General features: G+C 64.8%; 14 protein-coding genes. 4 read left to right on the forward strand and 10 right to left on the reverse strand.

Annotation, left to right across the window (positions count from 1 at the left end):
* The first annotated feature begins 42 nt into the window (after positions 1-42).
* The 4 genes from SOM28_RS11905 to SOM28_RS11920 all read left to right on the forward strand — a co-directional run bounded on the left by SOM28_RS11905 (position 43) and on the right by SOM28_RS11920 (position 5,504).
* The gene (locus SOM28_RS11905; RefSeq protein ID WP_123071615.1) at positions 43-1,569 is read left to right on the forward strand and encodes an ABC transporter ATP-binding protein; all 1,527 of its coding nucleotides are present in this window, start codon (positions 43-45) and stop codon (positions 1,567-1,569) included.
* The gene (locus tag SOM28_RS11910; RefSeq protein ID WP_123071614.1) at positions 1,566-2,660 is read left to right on the forward strand and encodes an ABC transporter permease; all 1,095 of its coding nucleotides are present in this window, start codon (positions 1,566-1,568) and stop codon (positions 2,658-2,660) included. The genes SOM28_RS11905 and SOM28_RS11910 overlap by 4 nt, the downstream gene beginning before the upstream one ends.
* 3 nt (positions 2,661-2,663) lie before the next feature.
* Positions 2,664-3,629, forward strand: a complete 966-nt coding sequence (locus SOM28_RS11915) for an ABC transporter permease (RefSeq protein WP_123071613.1) — start codon at positions 2,664-2,666, stop codon at positions 3,627-3,629.
* 255 nt (positions 3,630-3,884) lie between these two features.
* Positions 3,885-5,504, forward strand: coding sequence for a methyl-accepting chemotaxis protein (locus SOM28_RS11920; protein WP_320468233.1), 1,620 nt, complete (start codon positions 3,885-3,887; stop codon positions 5,502-5,504).
* A gap of 139 nt (positions 5,505-5,643) precedes the next feature.
* Here the strand turns inward: SOM28_RS11920 and SOM28_RS11925 are convergent, their stop codons facing one another.
* From SOM28_RS11925 to puuE, 10 genes are all read right to left on the reverse strand, one after another.
* Positions 5,644-6,510, reverse strand: coding sequence for a MipA/OmpV family protein (locus tag SOM28_RS11925; RefSeq protein ID WP_320468234.1), 867 nt, complete (start codon positions 6,508-6,510; stop codon positions 5,644-5,646).
* Between the two features lie 188 nt (positions 6,511-6,698).
* Positions 6,699-7,760: a S1/P1 nuclease gene (locus tag SOM28_RS11930; protein WP_320468235.1), complete on the reverse strand. Its 1,062-nt coding sequence runs from the start codon at positions 7,758-7,760 to the stop codon at positions 6,699-6,701.
* A 17-nt stretch (positions 7,761-7,777) separates the two neighbouring features.
* The gene (locus tag SOM28_RS11935; RefSeq protein WP_320468236.1) at positions 7,778-9,475 is read right to left on the reverse strand and encodes a bifunctional metallophosphatase/5'-nucleotidase; all 1,698 of its coding nucleotides are present in this window, start codon (positions 9,473-9,475) and stop codon (positions 7,778-7,780) included.
* A 203-nt stretch (positions 9,476-9,678) separates the two neighbouring features.
* Positions 9,679-13,098, reverse strand: a complete 3,420-nt coding sequence (locus SOM28_RS11940; RefSeq protein WP_320468237.1) for a TonB-dependent receptor — start codon at positions 13,096-13,098, stop codon at positions 9,679-9,681.
* A 511-nt stretch (positions 13,099-13,609) separates the two neighbouring features.
* Positions 13,610-15,103 carry an amidohydrolase family protein gene (locus tag SOM28_RS11945; protein WP_123068313.1) on the reverse strand — a complete coding sequence of 498 codons (1,494 nt, stop codon included), beginning with the start codon at positions 15,101-15,103 and terminating at the stop codon, positions 13,610-13,612.
* Positions 15,104-15,175: 72 nt separating this feature from the next.
* Positions 15,176-16,480: a guanine deaminase gene (gene guaD, locus SOM28_RS11950; RefSeq protein ID WP_320468238.1), complete on the reverse strand. Its 1,305-nt coding sequence runs from the start codon at positions 16,478-16,480 to the stop codon at positions 15,176-15,178.
* The gene (gene xdhC / locus SOM28_RS11955; protein WP_320468239.1) at positions 16,480-17,469 is read right to left on the reverse strand and encodes a xanthine dehydrogenase accessory protein XdhC; all 990 of its coding nucleotides are present in this window, start codon (positions 17,467-17,469) and stop codon (positions 16,480-16,482) included. Before xdhC ends, guaD begins: the two co-directional genes overlap by 1 nt.
* Positions 17,466-19,790, reverse strand: a complete 2,325-nt coding sequence (gene xdhB / locus SOM28_RS11960; protein WP_320468240.1) for a xanthine dehydrogenase molybdopterin binding subunit — start codon at positions 19,788-19,790, stop codon at positions 17,466-17,468. Before xdhB ends, xdhC begins: the two co-directional genes overlap by 4 nt.
* A 10-nt stretch (positions 19,791-19,800) precedes the next feature.
* The gene (xdhA, locus tag SOM28_RS11965; protein WP_320468241.1) at positions 19,801-21,264 is read right to left on the reverse strand and encodes a xanthine dehydrogenase small subunit; all 1,464 of its coding nucleotides are present in this window, start codon (positions 21,262-21,264) and stop codon (positions 19,801-19,803) included.
* Between the two features lie 131 nt (positions 21,265-21,395).
* Positions 21,396-22,343 carry an allantoinase PuuE gene (gene puuE / locus SOM28_RS11970; protein WP_320468242.1) on the reverse strand — a complete coding sequence of 316 codons (948 nt, stop codon included), beginning with the start codon at positions 22,341-22,343 and terminating at the stop codon, positions 21,396-21,398.
* Positions 22,344-22,441 lie beyond the last annotated feature (98 nt).

Genomic DNA, 22,441 nt, shown 5'->3' on the forward strand with positions numbered 1-22,441 from the left:
GCTTTTGAATGATAAGCACACACATATTTACGACAGATCGCAATGCAGCCAGCCGTAGAATTTCGCAATATCAGCAAGGCCTTCGGGCCGGTGCAGGCGAATGCCGATGTCAGCTTCTCGATCGCCAAGGGCTCGATCCATGGCGTGATCGGCGAAAATGGCGCCGGCAAATCCACCCTGATGAGCATCCTGTACGGCTACTATCATGCCGACAGCGGGCAGCTCGTCATCAACGGCGCCGAGCAGAAGATCCGCTCCAGCCAGGAAGCGATCGACCTGGGCATCGGCATGGTCCACCAGCACTTCATGCTGGTCGAGAACATGACCGTGCTCGATAACGTGATGCTGGGCGCCGAGGGCGGCTTCAAATTGTCGAAGAAGCGCCTTGAGACGGAAGCGAAGCTGCGCGAGATCTGCGCCCGCTACCACCTCGACGTCGACCCGCTGGCGGTCATCTCGACGCTGTCGGTCGGCGCCCAGCAGCGCGTCGAGATCCTCAAGCAAATCTACCGCAGCGCCGAGATCCTGATCCTGGACGAGCCGACCGCGGTGCTGACCACGCAAGAAATCGCCTCGCTGTTCGACATCCTGCGGCTGTTCAAGGAACAGGGCAAGACCATCATCCTGATCACCCACAAGCTGGGCGAGATCATGGAGATCACGGACCAGGTGACCGTGATGCGCGCGGGCCGCGTGGCCGGCGCCGTCGCCACCCGCGACACCTCGAAAGAGCAGCTGGCCAACATGATGGTGGGCCGCCCGATCGAGGGCAACCTGCCGCGCAAGCCGCACGCCCCCGGCGCGCCGGTGCTGCAGGTCGAGAACCTGCAACTGAAGGACGCCAACGGCGTCCAGCTGCTGGCCGACATCTTTCTTAACGTGCGCGCCGGCGAGATCGTCGCCATCGCCGGCGTCTCGGGCAATGGCCAGAGCGAGCTGATGGAAATCCTGTCCGGAATGCGCCTCCCGACCTCCGGCACGGTGACGATGGAAGGCGCGCCGCTGCCCTTCGCCGGCCGCTCGAACGCCGACGGCCTGCCCGCCACCTTCCGTGACCTCGGCATCGGCCACGTACCCGAAGACCGCCTGCGCGATGGCGTGATCAAGGATTTCTCGGTCATGCAGAACACCGTGTTCGGCTACCAGGACCGCGTCACGAAGCGCGGCCTGTTCGACTTCGACGCCATCGCCCAGCGCTGCGCCCACCTGCTCGAACAATTCGACGTGCGTCCGAAAGACCCCAATGTGCGCATCGGCCTGCTCTCGGGCGGTAACCAGCAGAAGGTCGTGATCGCGCGCGAAGTGTCGGCCGCGCCGAAGCTGATGCTGGTCGGCCAGCCGACCCGCGGCGTCGACATCGGCACCATCGAGAGTATCCACACCCAGCTGCTGCGCCTGCGCGACGAAGGCGTGGCCATCCTGCTGGTGTCGACCGAGCTGGAAGAAGTGCGCGCCCTGGCCGACCGCATCGTCGTGATGTCGGGCGGCCGCGTCACCGGCGAACTCCATATTGACGAATTCGACACCACCCGCATTGGCCTCTTGATGGGCGGGATGCACAAATCATGAAAACGACTGAACTTCCACGCTGGGCCTCGGGCTTCGTCCTGCCGGTCCTGAACCTGCTGTCCGCGCTGCTGGTCGCCGCGCTGGTCATCCACCTGCTGGGCGAGAGCCCGGTCGAATCGCTGCAGATCCTCGTCAACAGCGCCGTCATCAATCCGGAGGGCCTCTCCTATACACTGTTCTACGCGTCGACCTTCGTATTCACGGGCCTGGCCGTGTCGATCGCGATGAAGGCGGGCCTGTTCAACATCGGCGCCGAAGGCCAGATGTACCTGGGCGGCCTGGGCCTGACCCTGGCCATGCTGGCGTTCGACGCGTCGCTCTCCGCCTGGCTCCTGATTCCGCTGGCGATCGTCGCCAGCGCCGTATTCGGCGCGGGCTGGGCCTTCCTGCCCGGCTACCTGCAGGCCAAGCGCGGCAGCCACGTGGTGGTCACGACCATCATGTTCAACTTCATCGCCGCCGGCCTGATGAACTTCATCATCGTCAAGTACATGATCCCCGAGGGCGACCAAAACCCGGCCAGCCGCGTGTTCTCGGATGCCGCCATGATCCCGCAGCTGTCGACCTGGCTGCCGTTCTTCGGCGAGAACACCCCGCTCAATCTCGCCTTCATCCTGGCCCTGATCGCCCTGGTGGTCTACTGGGTGGCAGTGTCGCGCTCGAGCTGGGGCTATAAACTGCAGGCGACCGGCCTGAATGCCCACGCCGCCCACTACGCGGGCGTGCGCATCAGCCGCACCATCATCGTCGCGATGCTGATCTCGGGCGCCCTCGCCGGCTTGGCGGCGGTGAACTCGATCCTCGGTTCGACCCACTACCTGAGCCTGAACTTCCCGGCCGGCGCCGGCTTCATCGGCATCGCGATCGCGCTGATGGGCCGCCAGCATCCGGTCGGCATCCTGCTGTCGTCGGTGCTGTTCGGCGCGCTGATCCAGGGCGGTTTCGACCTGTCGCTGGAAAAGCCGAACATCCCGCAAGAGACCTTCATTTTCATCCAGGGCCTGATCATCCTGTTCTGCGGCGCCATGGAAAACATGTACGGACCGGCGCTGCTGAAACTGATCAACGCCACTCGTAGCAGCAAGGGATAAGCCATGGAAGACTTCCAGTTCGCCAGCATCGTCGTCTCCACCATCCGCAATGCGCCGGTGCTGATCTTCGCGGCCATGGCCGGCCTGTTCGCCGAGCGCAGCGGCGTGGTCGACATCGGCCTCGAGGGCAAGATCCTGGCCTCGGCCTTTGTCTCGGCCGGCGTCGCCTACACCTACCAGGACCCGTGGATCGGCATCGCCGCCGGCATCCTCGCCTCCTGCGCCCTGGCCCTGATCCAGGCCTTCGTCTCGATCACCCAGAAGGGCAACCAGCTGGTGGCGGGCATCGCCATCAATATCGCGATGAGCGGCCTGACGTTTGTCGTGGCCCAGTACTTCTTCCAGCAGGGCGGCCGCACGCCGGACCTGGGCGAGGCGCGCCTGTCGACCGTGGTGCTGCCCGGCTCGGAACTGGTGGCCGACATTCCCGGCCTGGGCTGGGTCTGGACGCGCCTGATCGGCGGCCATTCGCCGCTGGTGTACTTCGCCTTCGCCCTGCTGCCGATCGTGCACTGGGTGCTGTTCCACAGCCGCTTCGGCCTGCGCCTGCGCGCCTGCGGAGAAAACCCGCACGCGGCCGACGCCGCCGGCATCCCGGTCCAGCGCACCCGCTACATGGCGATGATCATCGCCGGCGTGCTGTGCTCATTCTCGGGCGCCTACCTGTCGATCGTCCAGAGCGGCTTCTTCTTGCGCGATATGTCGGCCGGCGCCGGCTATTTGGCGCTGACCGCCCTGGTGTTCGGCAACTGGCGTCCGCTGTACACGGTGCTGGGCTGCATGATGTTCGGCTTCTTCTCGGCCGTGCAAATCCAGATCGAAGGCGTTGACCTGCCGGTCGTGGGCCGCATCCCGGGTTCGCTGATCCAGATGATCCCGTACATCGTCACCGTGGTCGTGCTGGCCGGCCTGATGGCCAAGTCGGTGGCGCCGAAGGCGCTGGGCAAGCCCTTCGTCAAGTCGCGTTAAGCAATACCTTCACCTGCCCGCGCTCGCGGGCAGGTATTTGCTGTTCATCCCTCCCCGCTTCCCTGTTCAAAATCAGCTATAACTTGTTGTGATGACAAGTGAACGTGACTGCATTGCCACACATATCAAGAAATTTGGCATACAAAATGCAATCTTGTACTGCAATTGCTGTCGAGTCTGAGAAAATACCGACTTTCCGTACGGCAACGAACAGACTCTCCTCGTTGGCGTCCAAATTTTCTCTATAGGAAACTTATGGCAATCGAGAACATCAAGCTGCGCAGTCTTCTGTTTGGCGGCTTTGCCACCCTGCTGGCGGCCATGCTGATCCTGGTCGGCATCGGCCTGATCCAGACCAAGAAGGCCGAAGACCTGACCGACAAGCTGACCACCCAGAGCATGGAACGTCTGGCGATGCTGCAGGAATGGCAGGCCATCATCGAGACCAATGCGGCGCGCACGATCGCCGCTATCAAGATGGCCGATCCAGCGGACGAGAAATACTTCCTTGGCGATATCGCCTCCTCGTCCAAGCGTTCGGACGTGCTGCACAAGGGGCTCATCGAAAGCCTGAAGGACGACGCCGCGGCGATGGCCTTGTTCGACAAGGTCGACGAGCAGCGTGAAGGCTACCGCGCCGCGCGCAAGAGCGTGCTGGAGAAAAAGGCCGCTGGCGACGACGAAGCGGTGCGTGAATTCCTGGCCAAGGACATGCTGCCGCGCGTGAAGTCGTACGTCGAGAGCCTGCGCGCGATCGTCGAGTACCAGAAGAAGGTGGTCGAAGCCGATGCGCAGTCGATCGACGACGGCTTCAAGACCAGCCTGAACCTGCAGCTGATCCTGGCCGTGGTCGCCCTGGTGGCCGGCGCCGTCTTCGCCTGGTGGATCGGCCGCCGCATCACCGCGCCACTGGAAGAAGCGGTCGCCGTGGCCCAGACCGTCGCCACCGGTGACCTGAGCAGCCGCATCGTCGCGCAAGGCCGCAATGAAACCGGCGTGCTGATGGGCGCCCTGAAGGACATGAACGACAACCTGGTGGGCATCGTCGGCCAGGTGCGCAGCGGCACCGAGACCATCGTCGAAGCCGCCGACCAGATCTCGGCCGGCAACCTCGAACTGTCGTCGCGCACCGAGCAGCAGGCCGGCGCGCTGGAAGAGACCGCGTCGTCGATGGAAGAACTGACCTCGACCGTGAAGCAGAACGCCGACAATGCACGTGAAGCCAATGCGCTGGCGCAGACCGCCTCGCAGGTGGCGGGCCGCGGCGGCGAGACCGTCGGCCGCGTGGTGCAGACCATGGATGCGATCACCGATTCGTCGAAGAAAATCTCGGACATCATCGGCGTCATCGATGGCATCGCCTTCCAGACCAATATCCTGGCGCTGAATGCGGCCGTGGAAGCGGCGCGCGCCGGTGAGCAGGGCCGCGGCTTCGCGGTCGTGGCAAGCGAAGTGCGCAACCTGGCCCAGCGCTCGGCGGCGGCGGCCAAGGAAATCAAGACCCTGATCGGCGACTCGAGCGCCAAGGTCGAGGAAGGCAGCCGCCTGGTGTCGGACGCCGGCAGCACCATGCAGGAAATCGTGGACAGCATCGGCCGTGTCACCGCGATCATGTCGGGCATCGCCATGGCCAGCCAGGAGCAGTCGGCCGGCATCGAGCAGGTGAACCAGGCGATCGCCCAGATGGACCAGGTGACGCAGCAGAACGCGGCGCTGGTGGAAGAAGCGGCGGCCGCGTCGACCTCGATGCGCGAACAGGCGCAATTGCTGTCGCAGCTGGTGTCGACCTTCCGTTTCGAGCCTGAAGCGGTTGCTGGCCGCCCTTCGCTCAAGAACGCCGGCCGTCCGGCACTGACGATGCGCCAGACAGACTGACGCGTAGGGTGGACGGCTACGCCGTCCACGCGGTGATGGTTACCGGCTCCGATTTCGCGCCGGATGATCTGGCCGCCAACCATCACCGCGTGGGCGGCACAGCCGCCCACCCTACCGCCGGGCGAGTCCCGGCGTTTTTTTATGGCGTGACCGGATCGACCGGCTCGTAACCCGCGGCACGGCGGCTGGAACGCGCCAGGGTCCAGGCAAAGCCGATGCCGGCCGAGGTGCCGGTATTCTTGAGGTGCAGCGGGCTGTCGCGATTGGCGCTACCGGCATACGATTCGAAACGCACGAAGCCGAACAGGCGCACATCGGGATTCAATTGGCGCGTGGCGAACAGCCCGACGCGCGTCAGCATCAGGCCGGCGTCGGCGCCATAGGCGGCGCGCGACACATTGGCATACTGCGGCTGCACCTCGTAGAAATAACGGTTGATGCGCTTGTCGCCGAACACGACCGACACATTCCCCTCGACGCTCCACAAGCCGCGCTCGCCGCGGGTCTCATACGCCAGCTTGGGCTCGAAGGTCCAGCCCTGGCGCCGCAATCCTCCCCTTGCCTCGATCACGGCGCGCAGCGGCAACTCGGCGCGCAGGCGGCTGCGATCGTCGAAATCGGCCACCCGGATCTTCAGGCGCGGGCCGAATTCGAACAGCGCGCCCAGGTCGGGCATGCCGGCGCGGATCTCGACGTCGTCCGAATCGGATGGCAAGGCGCCCGCCAGGCCGACGTCGAACTCGAGCCGGTCGGAGCGGAACAGGCGCGCCCCAATGCCCGACTGGTCGGCGCGCAGCACTTCGCCGCGGTACAGCAGATAGGGCAGCGGCAGGACGCGGTTGTTGCGATCGTCGGCGCCGGGATAGGCCGGCGCGGTGAGGCCGAAGGCGCCCACGCCGAATTCCCAGAGCGGCAAGCCGGCCGGTTCGGGCGATCGAGCGCTGGCATGCGCAGCAGCGGTGAATAACAAGCAGGCGCTGACGGCAGCCTTGTAGGGAGGGATCATGAGGCCTCGGAATCGGTTCACAGGTTGACCAGATTCTAACGCCAACACAGGCCCGCACCTTTGATACGTCATTCCCGCGCAGGCGGGAATCCAAGTTTGCGCGTAGCACCACTAAGCGTGATGGTTTTTGGCGACTCGAGCAACTTAGGTTCCCGCCTTCGCGGGAACGACGGTTTTCCAGCTAACTCTTACGGCCAGATCGCCTGCAGCATCGCCGCCAGGTTGTAGCCACCCTTGATCAGCTGGGTCTTGGCGATCTCGGAGCTCGGCACCGGATAGTTCTGCGGCACTTCCAGCGCGAAGGTGTAATAGGTCTCGCCCTTCTTGCTGGTCTGCGGAGTCAGCTTGCCCGGCACCACGTCCTTGTAGGCCAGCTTGGCCGAGACCAGGCCATCTTCGACCCACTGCACCGGCCAGGTCGAGACGTCGCCCTGCGCTTTTTTCAGCTGCGGCTGGCTGGCGACCGCGACGTCGGCGAACTGCTCCGGCGTGCGGGTCTTGATGCGGCGGAAGGCGTAGTCGACCGTGGTAGTGTCCCAATAGGAGTGGAACGGCTTGGTCAGCGCCGCCGGCACGCCTTCCTTGACGACGACCGGCTCGCCGGCCGGGATGACGCCAGCCGACAGGGTGGACAGGCGCTCGTTATCCAGCAGCAGGTTGTTGCCGCCGCGCGAATCGAAGACCAGGGTCTCGTCGATCTCGGCGCGGTTTTTCGGCACCACGAACTTGCCGTCCTTGGAAACGAAGGCCGAACCCACGTGCAGAGGCTGGTGGATGTCGCCTGCGAAGTGGGCCAGCAGGATCAGGGCCTGGCGCTTGGTGAACTTGTGCGGGTTCAGCGCAGGGTCGGTCTTGCCCTGCAGGACGGCAATGCACTGCTCCAGCGTCTGCACGATGTCGACGTCGCTCGTGCCCACGCCATGCGCATGGTAGTGGTCCAGCTGGAACGGCACATTGGTGTAGTGGTATTCGCTGTGGCGCGGATTGCCGGCCACGTACTCGACCATCTCGGGCGTCTGCGGGCCGCAGAAGGTGCCCTTGACGCAGTCGGCCCAGTTGGCCATCGACGCCAGCGATTCGCCCGGCTGCAAGAGCAGCGCGATTTCCTTTTGCGCGTTGCTGCCCTTGAGCAGCCGGTCGGCGATGGCGCCGATGGCGCGGTGGCCGTCGCGGCCCCAGGCGGCGGCGTCGGGCGCGGCCACCGATGCGAAGACGCCGGTCAGCGCCAGCACGCATACGAGTTTTTTCATGGTGATTCCTTGTTGATTCAGTTGACCTTGCGGATGCGTGGCGTCGAGTTGGCAACCCCGGGGGCGACGGCGGCGCCCTGCCCTTCGATCTTCTTCAGGTAAGTGATGAAGCCGTCCAGGTCGCGCAGGCCGGTGTCGATGCGCGCCGTGCCCTTGCCGAATTCCGGATAGCCGTCGCTGCCTTCGGCCAGGAAATTATTGGTGGCGATGCGGTAAGTGGCGCTGTCCTGCATCTCCTTGCCGTTCAGCTTGAGGCTGCCCGGCACCAGGCGGCTGCCCGCCGGACGTTTCGGGTCCCAGGCATAGCTGAAGCCTTCGGAGATCTGCAGCACCGACGAATTCGAATCGACGCCGTCGGCCCACTGGCGCTCGAGCAGGGCGCGGATCTGGGCGCCGGTCAGGTCCATCACGACCGTCGTATTACCGAACGGGAGCACCACCTGGACCTGGCCGAAGGCCACCATACCGTCAGGGCAGGCCTCGAGGTCGCGGCGGATGCCGCCATTGTTCATGAAGGCCAGTTGCGCGCCCAAGTCACGGACCGAATCGAGCGCCGCATCGGCGATCATATTGCCCAGCACTGACTCGCCGGAGTCATTGGTCTTGCGCAGCACCGGCGCGCCGGCCACCTTGGCGATTGGACGATTCAGCGCTTCCTTGCTGCGCTCCTTCACCTGCGCCACGAATGCCGTCATCTTCGCGTCCGCCGGGTATTCGCCCGGCTTCATCACCACGTTCTTGACGACCAGATTGCTGACCGCGCCCGTCTTCGGTTCGACCTGCATCGACACGCGGGTGAGCAGGTGGCCGGCGGTGTCGGCCTGGGTCACGGTGCGGCCGTCGACGTCGCACAGATAGCCCTGGTGCGAGTGGCCGGTCAGCACCAGCTTGACCGACGGGTCGATCTTCTTTACCACGTCGACGATATCGCCCTTGAGCTGCGAGCAGCCGGCCTGCAGCGGCGACTCCACCGTGCGGCCGCCCTGGTGCACCAGGGCCACGATCACCTGCGCGCCGGCGGCGCGCATGGCCGGCAGCGCGGCATTGATCGCCTCGGCCTCGTCGCCGAAGCGCAGGCCGGCGATGCCCGACGCCACGACCATGTTCGGCGTGTCCTTCAGCACCACGCCGACCAGGCCGACCTTGATGCCCTTGACGTCTTCGATCCTGAAGCCCGGGATGACCGGTTTGCCGGTGGCCGAGTCGATCACGTTGGCGCCGAGGTAGGTGAACTTGGCGCCGCCGAAGTTCGGGGTGAACTTGCACGCCTTGGTCGGATGCGGCGAATCGCAGCCGCCGTTCTGCTGGCGCAGCAGTTCCTTGCGGCCGCCGTCGAATTCATGGTTGCCGACCGCGCTGGCGCGCAGGTTCAGCATATTCATCACTTCGATCGTCGGCTCGTCGGCCCACAGCGACGACAGCGCCGGACTGGCGCCGACGATGTCGCCAGTGGATACCAGCAGCAGATCCTTGTCTTCCTTGCGCCAGGCCTGCAGGGCCGCGGCCACCGCTTCGGCGCCGCCGGCGCGCATGACTTCTTCCTTGCCATCCGCATGCTTGAGGACGTAGCGGCTCGGCTCGAGGTTGCCGTGGAAGTCGTTCAGCGACACGAGATTGAGGGTCACCGGGCCCTGGGGCGCGCTGACGCAGCCGGCCAGCAGCAGCGCCATGGTGAGGGTGGAAAGACTGGCGCATGCGCGGCGCGAAACGATCATGGGAACACCTTTACTGGATGCGGACCGGCGCGAACGGCGGGTCCGGAAAAACGGAGTTCGAGCTAGCTCGACAGCCAACATTATCCCACGCGGCTTGTGTGCAGGAAATCCTTACGGCTGCTGGGCTACGCATTTTTTAAAGAAAAACGGCCGGTGTTTCCACCGGCCGTTCTTGACTAGCTCACGCTACGAATTCCCGATACTTAGAATTCGTACTTGAGGGTTGCCTGGATTGCCCACTGCGACTCGCCCTTCGACTGCTTCAGGTCTTGACGCTCGACGTCGTTACGCACGACGTAGATGTAACGGCCTTGTGCATCGGTACCAGCGAAGTCGACGAAGCTACGTGCTTGGCCGCCATTCGACTGGAACGCGACTTCTTCGGTACGGCCCCACTTCTTGTTCAGCAGATTGCCGAAGTTCATGAAGTCAAGGGTGAAGGTCGCCTTGTTGCGCTTGAACAGGCCTGGAATTTCCTGGCTGATGCGCAGGTCGAAGGTGTTGACCCATTCCGAGGTGCTGTTGTTACGCTTCACAACACCACCGGCGGCGCCATGCAGGCCCTTGTTGGCGTTGACGACGTCCCAGAAACGCTGCTCGTTCGCGTGGTTGGTCGCGGTGTCGCCGTGGAACACGACTTCGCCGGAACCGAACGCGGTCGGGATGTACATCAGGTCGTTACCGGCCAGGTTGTCGCCGTTCATGTCGTTGTTGAACGTCCAGCTGTATGGACGGCCTTCACGACCTTCGTAGAACACGCCGAAACGGGTGTTGTAGTTGTCGAAGAACTTCTTCTGGAAGTTCAGCAACGCGTTCACACGGTTCTTGATGGCGTAGCTCGAGTTCGCAGCGACTTCTTCGTTCGGGTTGAACACCGAACGGCCGTTGAAGTTCGAGTTCGACACCGACGAGGTCAGCGGCGAGACTTCGGTGGCATCGGTGTAGGTGTACGACACCGACCAGCCGAGGCCCTTCTGCATTGGCTGCGACAGCGACATGGTGATCACTTTCGCGTCGCCCTTGTCGGTATCGCGCGCCACCAGCACGTTGTTGTAGCTGCGGTTGCTCAGCGCGCGGTTGGTTGCGCCGCTGTTGCTGATCAGGGTCGCTGCATTGTTCGACACACCGTAGCTGGCCGCTGCCAGGCCGGCTGCGTTCCAGAACAGCTGACGGCCATCGGCGGCGCCGATCGCGGTCGGTGCACCCAGGTTCAGGTGCTCGTAATAGATGGCGTGCTTGTTCTTGGTGTACAGCAGCTCACCACCGAACACGAGACCGCCCCAAGGCAGTTCGGTATCGAAGGCCAGGTTGGTCTTCCAGATCGCCGGCTGGCGGAAGCCCGGATCCAGGAAGTCGACGTTCGCGGCAGGCACGGCGCCCGACACGTTCGGCTGGTTGTCCGGATCCGTGCTGATCAGGCCACCGGTGGTCGGGCAACGGGTTGCGCCGACGCCCGAGCAGCTGATGGTCGCGGTGGCGACGCCCGGATTCGAGAACGGGTTCGACATCCAGACGGCAGCAGCAGCGCCCTGGAACAGGCCGAAACCGCCGCGCAGCTGGGTCGGACGCGGCGACTTGTCGAAGCGGTAGTTGAAGCCGAAACGCGGCTGGATCAGGTCGGTGCCGTCGATGGTCCGGGTGTTGTCCAGACCGAAGCCGCCCGACTGGCGCGCGCCGGTTGCAGGGTTGCCAGCAACCATCGGCTGGGCCGCGGCGGCGTTGTACAGCGGACGGTTGCCGATGTCGTTACGGTCGTAACGCACGCCGTAGGTCAGGGTCAGCTGGTCGTTGACGGCCCAGGTGTCCTGCAGGAACAGACCGGTGTTCTTGGTCTCGAACTGGGCGATTGCGTTCTCGATCGATGCGCCCGGCAGGGCGCGCTGCACGCTGTAGCTCAGCGGACGGCCACGACGGAAGTTCTCGAGCACGGCGGCTTCGACCTGCGCGTTAGTGGCGCGGGCGCAGCTCGGCAGCGCGCCGAAGCTGTAGAAGTTCGCGTCGGCCGAATCCAGGCAGGCGAAGGTGTATTCGCCGAACACGCCTTGCAGGAAGGCGTTGTAGATCTCGGTCTTGGTGTGGTCGACACCGAACTTGATCTCGTGATCGCCCTTGATCCAGTTGGCGCCGGCGTACAGGTCGGTGGTCTTGTTGCCCAGCACGTTGTTGTGACGGCTACGCTCGGTACCGAAGTTCAGGAAGCGGTTGCCGCTGGCCAGGCCGGCCGGTGCGTCGGCCGGCAGCGCGCCGGAGAACTGCAGGGCCATCGATGGCGTACGGGTTGCGTTGACCGGGGCCGAATCGTAGTCGCGGGTCGAGTACTTGAACTCGGTCGAGAAGTTCGGGGTCCAGTCCGAGAACACTTGGGCGACGACGGTCTCGATTTCCTTGCCCTGGTTGTAGAAGCTCGACGACAGGCCGACGCCGGTGTTCGAGAAGCCCGGGAAGAACGGCTCGCCCTGGGTGGTCTTGGCGTAGCGCAGGTTGGCGCGGTGGTCGTCGGTGATGTTCCAGTCGAACTTCACCATGCGCTCTTTCGAGGTCAGCATGGCGCCGGTCGGGACGGCCGGGGTGCCGATGTCGAGACCGTAGCCTTGAGCGATCTGCTGCGCGCCGGCGATGGCCGACTGGGTGATGCCGACGGTGGTGCCGGCACCGGAACCGATCGGTCCGAAGTCAGGGCTCGAACGCGAGCTCTCGAAGTTTTCGGCCAGGGCGAAGATGAACAGCTTGTCCTGGATCAGCGGACCCGATGCCCAGATACCCTTGGTGGTTTCCTTCGACTTCGGCGCGTCGCTGTATTTGTCGGTGACCACGTCGTAGCGGTCGCCGGCCATGGTGTCGTTGCGGAAGACGTAGTAGACGCCGCCCTTGTAGGTATTGGTGCCCGACTTGGTCACGGCGTTGATGTTGGCGCCGGTATAGCCTTTCTGGGTCACGTCGTAGTTGGCGACGTTGACCTGCACCGACTGGATCGCTTCGATCGAGATCGGCTGGCGTGCGGTCGGGCTGCCGTTCGACTCGAGGCCGAAGGTGTCGTTGATCGCGACGCCGTCGATGGTCATCGAGTTGTAGCGCGAGTTCTGGCCGGCCACCGAGATTTCGCCGCGGTCCTTGTCGGTCTGCGACACGCGCGGGTCGGCGCGGGCGTAGTCCTGCAGGTTGCGGTTGATCGACGCCTGGGTCTGCAGCTGGGTGTTGCTGATCGAGGTACCCGCGCCCATGTTGTTGCTCGAGAAGATCTCCGAGCGAACGGCCGAGCCGGCCACGGTCACGGTCTGGATGCCGACGGTCGCGTCGACGGTCGCGGTCTGCGCCAGCTCGACGAAGACGTCGTTGCGCGTCTCGGTGACGCCATCCTTGGTGATGGTAATGGTGTAAGGACCACCCACGCGCAGGCCGCGCGCGGTGTAGCGGCCTTCGGCGTCAGTGACGACATTGCTGACAGAACCCGACTCGACGTGCAGGATCTGCACTTGTGCACCGGCAGCTGGTGCGCCGGCAGCGTTCGAAATACGGCCACCGATGGCCGAAGTGGTGTTCTGTGCGAACGACGGCGCAGCCGCCAACGCAACCGACAAAGCCAGCGCCAACTTGGTGAGCCGGATCTGTTGTTGAGTGATCATTGATTACCCCAAAAAGAACTTCAATTTATTGTTGGACGCCCGGGCGGACGCCCTCCCCTACGATTTACAGCTTGAATTTTTTGCTTGGTGCGGCAGCGCTTCAGCCGGCAAGCGGCTGCGATTGTATCGTTACAATGTTTCAACAAAGTGACACGCCGGAGTGATGAGATACAGCGGAATTCCGCCAATATGCATGAGCTTTGAACAAGCCGACAAATTCGATTTGGCTTAGTTATTCAGAGCTTTTACGTATAAATCACCGCCCAAGTGTTGTCTGTACGCGACATAATCGGAGTGCTGCCGGCCGGAATATGACAAGGCGGGATTATATGTGCGGCGTTCTCCCACGGAATTTTTTTGATAAAAATTCAGTGGAAGTGCGTAGGGAACGAAGATTTTTGTAGCGAGAAGGCGACATAAGTTAATTTTGCATTAACTTATTACCAAAGAGTCACCAGGGAATTATGACAAGGTAGCGGCCCGGCGGGCGCCGGGCCGTGGATGTCACACTTTATTTACCGCGGACCGCCGAGGCGCCGAGCGCCGCGATCTTTGCTTCGAATTCCGTGTAACGTTGGTCCAGCTGCCGGGTCAGTCGTTGCTTTTCCGCCACGGGCAGGAAAGCATAACGGATGCTGTTGTAGGACGCCTTCTTCACTTCCGCGTAGCTCGGCTTGAACTGGCTGGCGAACTGCATGTATTCATGCGACAGCGTGTGGCGGGTCACGCCGGTGTCGTCGGTCGAGATCACGTAGGGAACGCCATACTTGCGGTACAGGTTCAGCGGATGGTTCGTGGTCGACACGCCGCTGATGAAGGCATTCGAGGTCAGGTTGATCTCGACCGGGATGTCCTTCTCGCGCATGGTCTTCATGATGCCCAGGGCATTCGCCTCGTGCGCCAGGTCCAGGCCATGGCCGATGCGGTCGGCGCCCGCCACCGCCAGCGCCTGGTCGATGTGGAACTGCAGGCCTTCCGGCGGCACGTCGCCCAGCGCCAGTTCGCCCGCGTGCATCGCCACCTTCACGTCCGGATAGACCGACTTCAGGAAGCGGAACATCTTCATGTGCAGGGTGTAGTCGCGCATCGAGACGTGGGTGCTTTCCTGGCCCACGATGTTCAGTCCGACGACACGCCCGCCCTTGGCTGCCGCCTTGAAGCTCGACACCATGGCCGAGAACACCTGCGACGGATTCAGCAGGCGCAGCGTGTAGTTCTGGTAGCGCATGGTGAAGCGCTCGTCGTCGATGCCTTCGGAGGCAGTATGGATCTGCTGGACGAAATCGTCGATCGACTTGTTGAAAGCAGCATCCTTATCCAGTGCAGCCAGTTTCGCACGCAACGCATTGTCGAGCGCCTTGTCGTCGCTCACATTGGCCCAGGCCTGACTGTCGAAGTCCGGGTTGGCGATGAAGGGCGACAGCAGGAACATCGTTTCGATGTAGCCGACGTTTTCCGCGATCGCGCGCTGCTTGATCTCTTGCAGGCCTTCGCGCAGGTTGTCGTTGGCCACCGGGCCGAAGTAGCCGAAGGTCTGGAAGAAGCGCTGGTCGGGCGCCGGCTGCAGATTGGTGTGGTTGTGGAAATCCTTGTTCGACCAGCGCTTGGCCACTTCGCGCCAGGTGTCTTCGTCGGCGCGCACCTCGGCGCCCGACTTGCAGGTGCGCTGGGCCGCCGGCCGCGCGAGCTCACGCGCCACCACGGCCTTGTCGGTCTCGATGCGGTACGTCTGCGTGTTGATGCAGAAGCCCTGCTTGTCAACGAATTCGGTATAGGTCTCGGCATACACCGAACCCGAATAATGGTGGTGCAGGTCGCCGCCCTTCGGCATCTGCGTGAAGAACATCGTCAGCTCGGACAGCTTCGGCTGCTCGCCCGCGATCAGGCTCGCGTAGTGGCGGGCGGTGGCCGCCTCATTGGCGTTGGCGGCGGGCTCCTTGGCCCAGGCCGGGGCGCCGGCCACGGCCAGCGCCAGCAGCGCGCTGCCGGTCAATGTCTTGTGCATGGTGTGCTTTCTGGGTGAATATTGAATCGCGCCACTCTAACTGCTTCGTTCACCATTGGCAATATTGCCAAATCAACGTTGGTGCACCTTGCGTCCGCCCGAGTACGTCGCGGCGATCGTACGGTCGTCTCCCAGCAGTGCCAGCGCGAACAGCAGTTCCTCCAGCGAGTCGCAATGCCCCGTCCTGCGCGCCAGCAGCGGCGTCGCCTCGCGGTCGAGCACCACGAAGTCGGCTTCCAGGCCGGGCTGGAAGCTGCCGATCGTGTCTTCCAGGCGCATGCTGCGCGCCGCGCCCAGGGTGGCGAGATAGAACATGCGCAGCGCCGGCAGGTAGCTGCCCTTCAGGCGCGCCACCTTGTAGGCTTCATTCATGGTCTGCAGCATCGAGAACGAGGTGCCGGCGCCGACGTCGGTGCCCAGCGAGAGCAGCGCACGCGCGCTGTCGGCGCGTTCGAAGTCGAACAGGCCGCTGCCCAGGAACAGGTTCGAGGTCGGGCACACGGCGGCGGCCGACCCGGTGGCCGCCATGCGCGCGAAGTCTTCGTCGTCGAGCCAGATGCAGTGGCCGAACAACGCGCGCGGACGCATCAGGCCGAAGCGTTCGTACACGTCGAGGTAGCTGCGGGCCTGCGGAAACAATTCTTTCACCCAGGTGCACTCGTCCTTGTTTTCCGAGACGTGGGTCTGGATGAAGGTGTCCGGGTAGCGCGCCGCCAGTTCGCCGGTCAGGCGCAGCTGGACGTCGGTCGAGGTCGGGGCGAAGCGCGGCGTGATCGCGTACAGCGACCGTCCGCGCTTGTGCCATTTGTTGATCAGGTCTTCGCTCTGCCCCAGGTCGCCCTCGAGGTCGCGCAGGAAGTCCGGGCAGTTGCGGTCCATCAGCACCTTGCCGGCCACCATGCGCAGGTTACGCGCTTCGCTCGCCTCGAAGAAGGCATCGACCGATTGCGGATGCACGGTGCAGTACACCACGGCGGTGGTGGTGCCGCAGCGCAGCAGCTCGTCCAGGAAGAACTCGGCGGTGGCGCGTGCATGCGCCGGGTCCTCGAAGCGACGCTCGCTCGGGAAGGTATAGGTCTCCAGCCATGGCAGCAGGCCGGGCGCCGGCGAGGCGATCATGTCGGTCTGCGGGTAATGCAGGTGGGTGTCGATGAAGCCGGGGGCGATCACCTTGCCGCGGTAGTCGACCGGCTCCAGGCCGGGCGGCAGGGTCGGCGCCAGCGCAGCGTAATCGCCGGCGGCCTTGATGCGGCCATCTTCGACGACCAGCAGGCCGTCTTCGTGCCACAACGCGGCCTGGTCGTCGAAAGCCGGGTCGGCGCGAAAGTGCAGCAAGCTGGCACGGTAGGCTTGCAGATTGGGTGATGCGGTGGACATTACGAGAGTTCCGGTTGTTCTTCAGGGTGGTGAGCTGCTTCCCAGACGGACAGCAGCTGGGCCGCGACGGAGGCGGCGATCACGGCCGGGGCCTTGCCCTCGATGCCGGGCAGGCCGACCGGGCACACCATATCGTCGATGCGCGCGGCATCGATGCCGCGTTCGCGCAGGCGCGCCTCGAACTGGCTGCGTTTGGTACTCGATCCTATCAGGCCGAACCAATCCTTGCTTGATCGGGACAAAATTGCGTGGCACAGGCGCAGATCCAGCGCGTGGCTGTGGGTCATGACCAGGAAGCTGGTGCCGGGGGCGGCTTTCTCAACCAGTGCTTCCGGGGTGTCGGTCGCTTCCACCGTCACATTGGCGGGAATGTCGGCCAAAAACAGGTCGTCGCGCTCGTCGACCCAGGTGACGCGGCAAGGCAAAGGCGCCAGCGCGCGCACGATGGCGGCGCCGACGTGGCCGGCGCCGAACAGCATCAGGTGATCGCGCGGAGCGAGGACGGCGTCCAGCAGCCAGCGGCGGCCGCCCTCGCCTTCGACGACGCGCGTGCCGCCTTGCGCTTCCAGGGCTGGCGTCGTGACCGCGCCGGCGAGGTGACGGCCCGCTTCGTCGAGCAGCGTCCATTCGCTGGCGCCGTCGAGGGCGACCAGGCGCCACGTGTCCTGGTGGCGGCGCGCGCGCAGGATGTCCATCTGTTCAACTTCCATGCGCTCGAATGCGAGCCAGGCCACGCCGCCGCAGCACTGGCCCAGGCTTGGGCCAAGTGGAAAGCGTTCGAAGCGGCGCGCTTCGCCGAGCTGCAACATCGCACGTGCGATGTCCAGGGCGCGATGCTCGAGGTGGCCGCCGCCGATGGTGCCGTCAAAATCCCCGGCCCGCACCAGCATCTTCGCCCCCGGTTCACGCGGCACGGAGCCTTTCACGGCCGCGACCGTGACCAGGACGGCGGCCGTGCCTGCGTGCGGGTGCAGCCAGTCGTTCGTCATGCGCGCGCCGCCTCGACAAAAGCGATCGCATCCAGGATCTCTTCCGACGTCGCCGGCGCATTTAGCGGCGGATTGATTTTGTGATCGCCCACACTCGAGATGGCGTCGCGGATGGCGAAGAAAACCGAGAACGGCAGCAGCAGCGGTGGCTCGCCGACCGCCTTCGAGCGGTGGATGCTGTCCTCGACGTTGGCGTTGTCGAACAGGCGCACGCGAAAATCCTCGGGACAATCCGAGACGGCCGGGATCTTGTAGGTGGACGGCGCATGCGTCATCAATTTGCCGGCCGGGTTCCACCACAGTTCTTCCGTCGTCAGCCAGCCCATGCCCTGGATGAAGGCGCCTTCGACCTGGCCGATGTCGATCGCGGGGTTCAGCGAGCGGCCGGCGTCGTACAGCGCATCCACGCGCAGCAGTTTCCATTCGCCGGTGAGCGTGTCGATCACGACTTCGGACACCGCCGCGCCATAGGCGAAGTAGGAGAATGGCCGGCCGGTCATCGTCTTGGCGTCCCAATGCAGGCCGGGCGTCGCATAGAAACCGTCGGACCACAGCTGCACCCGCGCCAGGTAGGCTTTCGCCACCAGTTCCTCGAACGGCAGCGTCAAGCTGGCGACGAACACGGTCCCGGCCGCGAAGCGCACCTCGCTGGCTGCGCCGCCGTACTGGCTGGCGGCGAAATCGGCCAGGCGCGCACGGATCTTGCGCGCCGCATCCTGGGCCGCCTTGCCGTTCAGGTCCGCGCCGGTGGACGCCGCCGTGGCGGAGGTGTTGGCGACCTTGGACGTATTGGTGGCGGTGGCGCGCACCCGCCCCAGTTCCACGCCCAGCTCATGCGCCACCACCTGCATCACCTTGGTGTTGATGCCCTGCCCCATCTCGGTGCCGCCATGGTTGACCAGGATGGAACCGTCTACGTACACGTGCACCAGCGCGCCGGCCTGGTTCAGGTGAGTGACATTGAAGGCGATGCCGAACTTGAGCGGCGTGAGCGCCAGGCCCTTCTTGAGCACCGGGCTGGCGCGGTTGTACTCGCCGATCGCCGCGCGCCGGGCGCGATAATCGCTGTCGGCTTCCAGCTCGGCCAACAGCTCGGGGAGCACGTTGTCGACGATTTCCTGGCCGAAGGGCGTGACGTTGCGCTCCGTCTTGCCATACAGGTTCAGGCGCCGGATGTCGAGCGCATCGCGCCCGAGATTGCGCGCGATCTCGTCGAGCACGTATTCGATGGCAATCGCGCCTTGCGGTCCGCCGAAGCCGCGAAATGCCGTGTTCGACTGGGTATTGGTCTTGCCGCAGGCGGCGCGGATCTCGACGTCGGACAGGTAATAGGCGTTGTCGAAGTGGCAGACCGCGCGCGTGGCGACGGGCCCCGACAGGTCGGCCGAGTAGCCGGCGCGGGTAACCATGTCGACCTTCGCCGCCAGGATCCGGCCATCGTCGTCGTAGCCGACTTCGTATTCATAGTGGAAGCAGTGGCGCTTGCCGGTGACCAGCATATCGTCGTCGCGGTCGGCGCGCAGCTTGACCGGGCGGCCCGTGCGCACCGCAGCGATGGATGCCGCCGCTGCCCACAGCGCCGACTGCGATTCCTTGCCGCCGAAGCCGCCGCCCATGCGGCGGCACTCGACCGTCACGTGATGCGAGTGCAGGCCCAGCGCATGCGCCACCACGTGCTGCATTTCGCTCGGATGCTGGGTCGAGCAGTACACGTGCATGCCGCGGTCTTCGCCGGGGATCGCATAGGCGATCTGCCCTTCGAGGTAGAACTGTTCCTGGCCGCCCACGTGCAGTTCGCCCCTGACGACGTGCCGCGCGCTTGCGAACGCCTGCGCCGCATCGCCGCGGGCCAGGCGCATCGGCGGCAGCACGTACGATGCGGCGGCACGCGCCGCCTGCGGCGTCAGAATGGCAGGCAAGTCGTCGTAGTCGACCACGGCCAGGCGCGCCGCGCGGCGCGCATTGTCATGGCTGTCGGCGACGACGATGAAGATCGGCTGGCCCACGTACTGGACCAGGCCATCGGCCAGGATCGGATCGTCGTGGATGATCGGTCCGCAATCGTTCAGGCCGGGGATGTCGCGCGCCGTCAGCACCGCGACCACGCCGCGGCTGGCGCGGACCGGAGACAGGTCGATCCCTTTGACGCGCGCATGCGCGCGCGCCGACAGGCCGAGGGCTGCGTGCAGGGTGCCGGCCAGTTCGGCGATGTCGTCGGTATAGGTGGCCTGGCCGCGCACGTGCAGCTCGGCGGATTCGTGCTTGCGGGCGCGGCCGACTTCGGCCCAGGCGTCCACGCGGTTCAAGCCGGCATCGTTCATGATCAATCCCTCACAGGCTGGCAAAGGCATTGACGGCGCTGGCCGGCAGCGGATTTTCCGGACGCGTCTCCAGCCAGAAGCGGTGCAACAGGTTTTGCGCGGTGCGCATGCGGTAGCTGCCGGAGGCGCGCGCGTCGCTCAGCGGCGCGTAGTCGCGCGTGAGCGCCGCCATCGCCGTGCGCAGCGTGGCTTCGCTCCAGGCCTGGCCCCGCAGCACCGCTTCGGCTTCGTGAGCGCGTTTCGGCGTGGCCGCCATGCCGCCGAAGGCGATGCGCGCATCAAGGATGGTGTCGCCGTCGAGCGTCACGGCAAAGGCCGCGCACACCGCCGAGATGTCCTGGTCGAAGCGCTTGGCCAGCTTATAGGTGCGGAACCGCAGCCCAGCGACCGGCAGCGGCACGCGCACGGCTTGCACGAATTCGCCCGCGCGCAGGTCTTTCTGCTGGTAGCCCAGATAAAAATCTTCCAGCGCCAGCACGCGGCTGCCCTCGCTGCTGCGCAAGACCACCTGGCTGCCCAGCGCGATCAGCCACGGCATCGAGTCGCCGATCGGCGAACCGTTGGCGACATTGCCGCCCAGGGTGCCGGCGTTGCGGATCGGGAGCGAAGCGAAGCGCTGCCACAGTTCGGACAATTCGGCCGGATAACGTTCGCACAGCGCCGCATAGGCATCCTGAAGCGATACGCCGGCGCCGATCTCCAGCATGCCGGCATCTATACGCACGCTCTTGAGCGCCTCGACCTGGCCGAGGTAGATGACGTCGTCCAGCGTACGCAGCTGCTTGGTGACCCACAGGCCGACGTCGGTCGAACCGGCCAGCAGCACGGCCTCAGGGTGCGCGGCGCGCAAGGCCACCACCTCGTCCAGCGTGCGCGGCACGTGGAAGCGCTGGCCGTGGGCCGTGTAGCTGAAGCCGTGGCTGCGCTGCAGGCCGCGCAGGCGCTCGGCCAGCGCAGGTTTGTCGAAAGCAACAGGCGGGAGTTCGACCATGCGGCGCGCGGCGTCGATGATGGGACGGTAGCCGGTGCAGCGGCACAGATTGCCGGACAGCGCATCGTCGATCTCGCAGCGCGCCGGCGCGCGGCCCTCCTGCTTGATGTACATGCCCCACAGCGACATGGCGAAGCCCGGCGTGCAGAAGCCGCATTGCGAACCGTGGCACTCGACCAGCGCCTGCTGCACCGGATGCAGCGCGCCGTCGGCCGCGGCCAGGTCTTCGACCGTGAACAGCGCCTTGCCGTCCAGCGTCGGGGTGAACTGGATGCAGGCGTTAATGGACTTGAGTGCAAGGTGGCCGTCTTCCAGCGAGCCGACCACTACGGTGCAGGCGCCGCAGTCGCCTTCGGCGCAGCCTTCCTTGGTGCCCGTGCAGCGCAAGTCCTCCCGCAGGTGCTGCAGGATGGTTTGCGTGGGCGGCGCATCGCGCAGTTCGCGCACTTCGCCACGGAAGAGGAATCGGATCGGTTCTGACATGCCTGTCTCGGAGTGAAACTTTAGTGTTCGCCAAGGGCGGAAGGCTACCATCCGGCGGCCCTCCTCATATCATCAACTTCTGATATTGATTATCATCAATTTCGAATATCTCAGGCGCGCGCTTTCGCTCGTCATTCCACGTAAGGATGCACCGCTTTCCAGTGATTGGCGATATCGATGCGGCGCGTCACCCAGACACGGTCATGCTGCATTACATAGTCGAGGAAGCGCGCCAGCGCCGCCGTGCGCCCGGGCCGCCCCACCAGGCGGCAGTGCAGGCCGACCGACAGCATCTTGGGCCGGTCCAGGCCGGCGGGATCGCCTTCCGCATAGAGCACGTCGAAGGCGTCCTTCAGGTAGTCGAAGAACTGGGTGCCGGAATTGAAGCCCTGGGCGGTGGCGAAGCGCATGTCGTTGGTGTCGAGCGTGTACGGCACCACCAGGTGCGGCATACTGCGGATCAAACCGTCCGCATCGCGCGCGTCTACCCGCTGCCAGAACGGCAGGTCGTCGCCGTAGTGGTCGGCGTCATAGGCGAAACCGCCATGCTCGACCACCAGCCGGCGCGTGTTGGGCGAGTCGCGACCCGTGTACCAGCCCTGCGGCGCGGCACCAAGCAGGGAGCGCATGATCTCGACGGCCTCTTTCATGTGGGCGCGCTCGGTCGCCTCGTCGACGTTTTGATAGGAGATCCAGCGCAGGCCGTGGCAGGCGATCTCGTGCCCCAATTCGCGAAACGCGGCGACGGCCTCGGGATGGCGCTCGAGCGCCTGCGCCACGCCGAACACGGTCAGGGGCAGCCGGCGCTCCTCGAACAGCCGCAGCAAACGCCACAGGCCGGCGCGCGAACCGTATTCGTAGAGCGACTCCATGCTCATGTGGCGCGCCGGGAAGGCGCTGGCGCCGACGATCTCGGACAGGAAGGTTTCGGAGGCCGGGTCGCCGTGCAGCACGCAGTTCTCGGCGCCCTCTTCGTAGTTCAGGACGAACTGCAGGGCAATGCGCGCGCCGCCGGGCCAGCGCGCATGCGGCGGATTGCGGCCGTAGCCGGCCAGGTCGCGCGGATAGGAAGCTGCCATGGCGTCCCTTTACAAGGAAGAATACGTCCGATCATATATTGCAACGGCCACAACAGTATATGACCGGACGCATACGCCGGCTCATTGCGCCGATATAG

Source organism: Massilia sp. CFBP9026 (assembly GCF_034045165.1).
Lineage (GTDB): Bacteria > Pseudomonadota > Gammaproteobacteria > Burkholderiales > Burkholderiaceae_D > Telluria > Telluria arenae.